Origin of the sequence: Gelatiniphilus marinus (assembly GCF_042684345.1) — a bacterium.
Taxonomy (GTDB): Bacteria; Bacteroidota; Bacteroidia; order Flavobacteriales; family Flavobacteriaceae; genus Gelatiniphilus; species Gelatiniphilus marinus.
In genome coordinates this window covers 1-1303 of the sequence record NZ_JBHULK010000022.1, presented here as the reverse complement: position 1 = coordinate 1303, position 1303 = coordinate 1, and the positions used below count along the sequence as shown (strand labels likewise).

Annotated in this window: 2 protein-coding genes; both read right to left on the bottom strand. The window is 33.3% G+C overall.

The window, feature by feature from the left end; genetic code table 11:
- Positions 1–39: 39 nt before the first annotated feature.
- Positions 40–891: an IS3 family transposase gene (locus tag ACFSQS_RS16115; RefSeq protein WP_388021247.1), complete on the bottom strand. Its 852-nt coding sequence runs from the start codon at positions 889–891 to the stop codon at positions 40–42.
- The gene (locus ACFSQS_RS16110) at positions 891–1262 is read right to left on the bottom strand and encodes a transposase (protein ID WP_040254794.1); all 372 of its coding nucleotides are present in this window, start codon (positions 1260–1262) and stop codon (positions 891–893) included. The genes ACFSQS_RS16115 and ACFSQS_RS16110 overlap by 1 nt, the downstream gene beginning before the upstream one ends.
- Positions 1263–1303 lie beyond the last annotated feature (41 nt).

Below are 1303 nucleotides of genomic sequence, written 5' to 3'. Positions count from 1 at the left end.
TGTCTAGTCCTGAAATATGGCTACAGGTTAAAATTGATTTTACGCTGTTAATTTATATACCATATTTGGTGTTTTATAGTCTAAAGATAAATGTAATCTTATTTCGTTGTATAGATTAATTGCATTTTTTGTTGCTCTCTTTGCGTGTTGCAGGCTATCAAATGTCTGGTCGAGATAGAATTCATCTTTTAAGATGCCATTTACACGTTCTGCCATTGCATTTTCGTAGCAATGATTTTCTTCAGTCATACTAATGTCGATGTTGTTTCTCTTTAAGATTTGAGTGTAAACGTTACTACAATACTGTATGCCTCTATCTGAATGATGTATAAGCCCATTAATATTTTTAGATTGATATAAAGCCTTATTTAAAGCTCTGACACAGCCTTTAAGTTCTAGGCTATTGCTAACGTCGTATCCAATGATTTTACGGCTGTGCATATCTGTAATTAGCGCTAAGTAGCAAAAGCCTTTTATAGTTCTAATGTAAGTAATATCACTAACCCAGACTTGGTTTGATTTAGTCACTTCGATGTGTTTAATGATATTTTTATACTTGTAGAACCTGTGTAATGAGTTAGTGGTTCTTGAGCTGTATTTCTTTCTAAGTGTAAGCATATTGTGTTTTCTAAGGATATTGAATAAGGTATCTCTACCTATTTTTAAATGGGTATTAGTAAACTCTTGTTTTAATGCTTTGGTAAGTTTTCTAACACCTTCTCTAGGAAGGGATTTGCGTCTATTCTTGACTATTGTAACCACTTTTTTCTCTATCTCTAAACGTTTATCTTCTCTACGTTTGTATTTGTAGTACGCATCACGTTTAAGTCCGAAACCAGCAGTTATAGTAGTTAGAGAAGCAAATCCCTTTGACTTTTCTCTGGCCTTGATTAAGGCTTGATACTTAGCTTTTTTTTTAGCTCCAGAACAGATTTATATCCTAACTGTTCTGCTGCAACCTCAAGGTATGAATCATCAATAAGCGCATCCATATCTTTTTTCAAGAGTAGTTTTTTGAGCTGTTCAATCTCTTTTTGAAGTTGTTTAATACGTGTAATCTCGTCTTTAGTTTTCACGGTTACTCTGGTGTTCATTAGGTCTTTACGGTTGTACTTCTTAATCCACTCATTGATAGTGGTTGGTGCAATACCATAAGCTTTACCTAGTTGATACTTGTTTAATTTTCCTGCGGTAAGTTCGTCTAAAATTTTGAGTTTAAAAGATTCGGAATACCGTCTAATTACTTTGTCATTTTTGTACATAATGTTTAAAATTATGTAGCCTTTATTCAGGACGGGTCAAA

Excerpts from the sequence above, each read along its gene's own strand:
- ACFSQS_RS16110 (WP_040254794.1), bottom strand. The coding sequence starts at position 1,262 with ATGTACAAAAATGACAAAGTAATTAGACGGTATTCCGAATCTTTTAAA.